General features: G+C 66.3%; 5 protein-coding genes. 1 reads left to right on the forward strand and 4 read right to left on the reverse strand.

Going from position 1 to position 4,729, the window contains the following annotated elements; translation table 11 throughout:
- From JOZ76_RS23785 to murJ, 3 genes are all read right to left on the reverse strand, one after another.
- A partial coding sequence (locus JOZ76_RS23785) for a universal stress protein (protein WP_291702486.1) occupies window positions 1–371 on the reverse strand: 371 nt, incomplete at its 3' end.
- Between the two features lie 136 nt (window positions 372–507).
- Window positions 508–1,560: a tryptophan--tRNA ligase gene (gene trpS, locus JOZ76_RS23790; RefSeq protein ID WP_291702488.1), complete on the reverse strand. Its 1,053-nt coding sequence runs from the start codon at window positions 1,558–1,560 to the stop codon at window positions 508–510.
- A gap of 50 nt (window positions 1,561–1,610) precedes the next feature.
- A complete protein-coding gene (gene murJ, locus JOZ76_RS23795) occupies window positions 1,611–3,158 on the reverse strand; it encodes a murein biosynthesis integral membrane protein MurJ (protein ID WP_291702490.1) in 1,548 nt (515 codons plus the stop codon).
- 115 nt (window positions 3,159–3,273) lie between these two features.
- On the opposite strand from murJ, the gene JOZ76_RS23800 reads away from it, so the two are divergent.
- Entirely contained in the window at window positions 3,274–4,275 is a 1,002-nt protein-coding gene (locus tag JOZ76_RS23800) for an adenosine kinase (RefSeq protein ID WP_291702492.1), read from the forward strand.
- A 148-nt stretch (window positions 4,276–4,423) separates the two neighbouring features.
- On the opposite strand, the gene JOZ76_RS23805 is transcribed toward JOZ76_RS23800, so the two are convergent.
- The coding region (locus JOZ76_RS23805; protein WP_441300083.1) for an AMP-binding enzyme at window positions 4,424–4,729 on the reverse strand (306 nt) is incomplete at its 5' end.

Raw genomic sequence — 4,729 nt, forward strand, 5'->3', positions numbered from 1 at the left:
TTGGCGGCCAGCACCAGCATGGCGATGTCGTTGTCCTCGTCGATGGCGGCGAGGATCTGTTCGATCGGATCGCCCTCGCGAATGGCACGTTCGGGCGTGATCGCGGCGATGCCGTTGGCGCGGCCGGCGGCGCGGTCGAGCGCAGTGTTGGCCTCCTCATAGGCCTCGGCCCGCATGATGTCGGCAACCCCGAGCCATTGCTGGTTCTGGTCCTCGGTCTCGATGATGCGCAGCATCACCACGCCGCCGCCGCTGCGCACCGCCCAGCGGCTCGCGTAATAGACCGCGCGGTCGGCTTCCGCGCTGTCGTCAACGATCACAAGACATTTCGGCCTGTGACCGGTCTCGTAGCTTCGTCGTTGGGTAGCCATGGGTATCCCGATGAGCGCGCCAGAGACGTCAGTTGTTCGGCATGCGCACATGCTGCCACAACCCCTCTCCGATTGGGAGAGGGGATGGCAACGTCCACGGGTTCATCACCAGGATGATCCCGCTACGCAGCAAAGGCTACCGCTTGCGGACGAACCCGACGATGTCCTGGGTCGCCTTCATGGTCTCGGCGGCAATGGCGCGGGCGCGGTCGGCGCCCTCGATCAGGATGGCGTCGACATGGCCGGGATCGGCGACCAGGCGCTTCATCTCGGCGGCAATCGGCGACAGTTTTGCAACGCAGAGCTCGACCAGTGCGTTCTTGAAGCTCGAGAACTGGCCGCCGCCGAACTCGCGCAGCACCCCGGCCTTGGGCCGCTCCGACAGCGCCGCATAGATGCCGACGAGATTGTCGGCCTCGGGGCGGGGCTCCAGGCCCTTCTCTTCCGACGGCAGCGGCTCCGGATCGGTCTTCGCCTTGCGGATCTTTTGCGCGATGGTGTCGGCGTCATCAGTGAGGTTGATTCGAGAATAATCCGAGGCGTCCGACTTCGACATCTTCTTGGTGCCGTCGCGGAGGCTCATGACGCGTGTCGCCGGTCCGGTGATGAAGGGCTCCGGCAGCGGAAAGTACATGCCGTCATTGAAGCCGTGGCCGCGGATCGAATCGCCAAAATCGTTGTTGAATTTCTGGGCGATGTCGCGCGACAGCTCCAGATGCTGCTTCTGGTCGTCGCCGACCGGCACATGGGTGGCGCGATAGAGCAGGATGTCGGCCGCCATCAGCACCGGATAGTCGTAGAGACCGACCGAAGCGTTCTCGCGGTCCTTGCCCGCTTTCTCCTTGAACTGGGTCATGCGGTTCAGCCAGCCGACCCGCGCCACGCAATTGAAGATCCAGGCGAGCTCCGCATGTCCGGAGACCTGGCTCTGGTTGAACACGATGTGCTTCTTGGGATCGATGCCGGCGGCGATGAACGCGGCCGTGACCTCGCGGGTGTTGCGCGCGAGTTCGCTCGGGCCGCCCCACACCTCGACGGGCTGGGTCAGCGCATGCAGATCGACCACGCAATAGATGCAGTTGTGGGTCTCTTGCATCTTCACGAAGTTGACGATCGCGCCGAGATAGTTGCCGAGGTGCAGATTGCCCGTCGGCTGGACGCCCGAAAATACCCGTTCCACGAAGGCCATGGTCAGTTTCCAGATCGATTTGTTTGGTCGCGTCGTTTGCCACGCTGGCCTCACGCGCGCAAGTCGCGGGATCGCGTTTGTCGGACGGCTCTGACGGCATCCGGCCAGGTCGTGACGCCAAGCAGCCCGAGCAGCAGGCCGTAGACCAGGAGAGCGGAGACAATCTGAGCGGCCAGGATGGCCGCCTGCGCAAGGCCGTGCGCAAACACGGGGACGAGGCTTTCCGCGAGCCACAACAGGGCGCCCATCGCGAGCGCGGCCGCGACAATGCGCGGCAGGCGGCGCCGCGCCGCCGCGTCGAGCGAAAACCCGAATGTCGCCGTGCCCCGCCGCACCAGGCTCGCCGCGTTGCTCCAGGCGCCGAGCGCGATGCCGGCCGCGACGCCGTTTGCGCCGAAGACATGCCCGAGCAGCAGCGCGGCCACGATCGCGACCACGAATCCCCCGACCGTCGCGAGCAGCGGTGCGCTCGTAGCCTCACGCGCGAAAAAAGCCGGCGACAGCGCTTTCACCAGGATATGCGCCGGCAGCGCCAGCGCCAAAACCGTCAGCACGCGCGCGGTCGCCACGCTGTCTGTGTTCGTGAAGGCGCCGTGCTCGAACAGCAGCCGCACGATCGGATTGCTCAGCACGATCAGGCCGAGCGTCGCGGGCAGCGCCAGCCCTGCCGCCAGCTCGAGGCCGCGGGATTCCGCCTCCGCAACCGCATCGGCGTCGCCGCTGCGCACCGCGCGCGAAAGCTCGGCGACCTGCACCGTTCCCATCGCGACGCCGACAATGCCGAGCGGCAGCTCGACCAGGCGGCCCGCGAAATAGAGCCAGGAGACTGCCGACGGTGACGCGGACGCGATTATGGCGCCGGCCAGGGCCAGCATCTGCGGGCCGGCGCTCGCCACCATCGCCGGAAAGGCGCGCGAAAAAAAGCCCCGCATCGGCGCATCGAGGGCAACGCGCACGCGCGCCGCCTTGCCGCCGCGGCGCAGCACCAGGATGCAGAGTTGCAACAGGCCCGCGATGCCGACAGTCGCGGCCAGCGCGAGTGCTGAGGTGACCGCATCGAGGCGCGCAACTGTCAGCGCGATCATCACGGCGATCAGGGCGATGTTGAACAACAGCGGAGAGAACGCGGTCAGAAGGAAGCGGCCCTGCGCGCTCGCGAGCGCCAGCAGCACGGTGGCGGGGCCGGCGAAGGCAAGATAAGGCAGCATCAGCCGCGCGTCGTCGATGGCGAGCTGCAGCGTTTCGTGCCCGATGAATCCCGGCGTCACCGCCGACATCACGAGCGGCATCGCGACACCCATCAGAAGCGTCACCGCGGCAAGCGCGAGGCTGACGGTGCCGAGCGCGCGGCCGGCGAAACGCGCCGCCGCCTCAGGGCCCTCGGTGTCGCGCAGTTTCAGCCACGCCGGCACCAGCGCGGCATTGAGCGCGCCTTCCGTGAGCAGGCGGCGGACCACGTTGACGAGCTGGAACGCGGCCAGAAACGCGTCCGCCACCGGGCCGGTGCCGAGCAGGCCCGCGATCATGGCATCCCGCGCAAAACCGAGCAGCCGCGAGGCCAGCGTTCCCAGGGAGACGGTGAGGAAAGAGCAGATCATGAGATGTCTATGAGCGTGGGCCGCTTGCTGTTCAAGGGGCCGTCGTGATAGGCCGCAAGCCACCTTCTGACCGGACCGTCCGGCCAATCGCAATCATCTTAGCGGGACCTGGTAAATGACCGACGCCAAATACGACGTTCTCGGGATTGGAAACGCCATCTTCGACGTGCTGGTGAGGACGGACGAGGACTTTCTCGCCCGGCACGGCATGGCCAAGGGCGGTATGATGCTGATCGACGAGGCGCGGGCGGCGGCAATCTACCGCGACATGGGACCGGCGACCGAAATGTCCGGCGGCTCCGCTGCCAATACCATCGTCGGGATTGCGAGCCTCGGCGCACGCGCGGCCTATGTCGGCAAGGTCAAGGACGACCAGATCGGCCGTCTCTACAGCCACGACATCGGCGCCGCGGGCGTCGCGTTCTCGACTGCCCCCGCATCCGATGGTCCGGCCACCGGCTGTTCCTACATCCTGGTCACCGACGACGGCGAGCGCACGATGAACACCTATCTCGGTGCCGCGCAGGACCTGACGGTCGCCGATATCGATCCGGCCGAGATCGCCGCGTCAAAAATGATCTATCTCGAAGGCTATCTGTGGGACCCGAAGAACGCCAAGGACGCCTTCGTCAAGGCCTCGGAGATCGCGCATCAATCCGGCCGCGAGGTGGCGCTGACGCTGTCGGACGCGTTTTGCGTCGACCGCTATCGCGCAGAATTTCTCGAGCTGATGCGCGGCGGCACGGTGGACGTCGTGTTCGCCAACGAGGCCGAGCTGCATTCGCTGTACCAGACTTCGGACTTCGACGGCGCGCTCGGCCAGCTCCGCAAGGACGCCAAACTCGGCGTCGTCACCCGCAGCGAGAAGGGCTGCGTGGTCGCCTCGCGCGAGGCCGTCATCGCGGTGCCGGCGTTTCCGGTGGAGACCATCGTCGACACCACGGGCGCCGGCGACCTGTTCGCCGCCGGTTTTCTGTTCGGTCTCGTGCGCGGCGCCGGCCACGAGAATGCCGGGCGGCTCGGCGCACTGGCGGCGGCCGAAGTGATCCAGCATATCGGCGCGCGGCCGCAGGTGTCGCTGAAAGAGCTCGCGCAGCAGCACGAATTGCCGGTGTAGGAGCGCGCGAACGAGTATCTCAACTCGTCATGCCCGGGCTCGTCCCAGGCATCTACGACTTTCTTATCTCGCGGCAGCAAAGACGTGGATGGCCGGGTCAAGCCCGGCCATGACGACGTGGAGAGGACGGCGCCTCTGGATCCAGAACCTACGCTGTCTTCGCGGCCTTCAGCCCGAGACGGTCTTCGACTTGCTGCCGCATCATGAACTTCTGGATCTTTCCAGTCACCGTCATCGGGAACTCGTCGACGAATTCGACATAGCGCGGGATCTTGTTGTGCGCGATCTGACCCTGGCAGAAGGCGCGCACCTCCTCGGCCGTCAGCGTCTCGCCGGCGCGCGTCCTGACCCAGGCGCAGAGCTCTTCGCCATAGCGGTCGTCGGCGACGCCGAACACCTGCACGTCCTGGATCTTTGGGTGACGATAGAGGAACTCCTCGATCTCGCGCGGATA

Origin of the sequence: Bradyrhizobium sp. (assembly GCF_019244115.1) — a bacterium.
Taxonomy (GTDB): domain Bacteria; phylum Pseudomonadota; class Alphaproteobacteria; order Rhizobiales; family Xanthobacteraceae; genus Bradyrhizobium.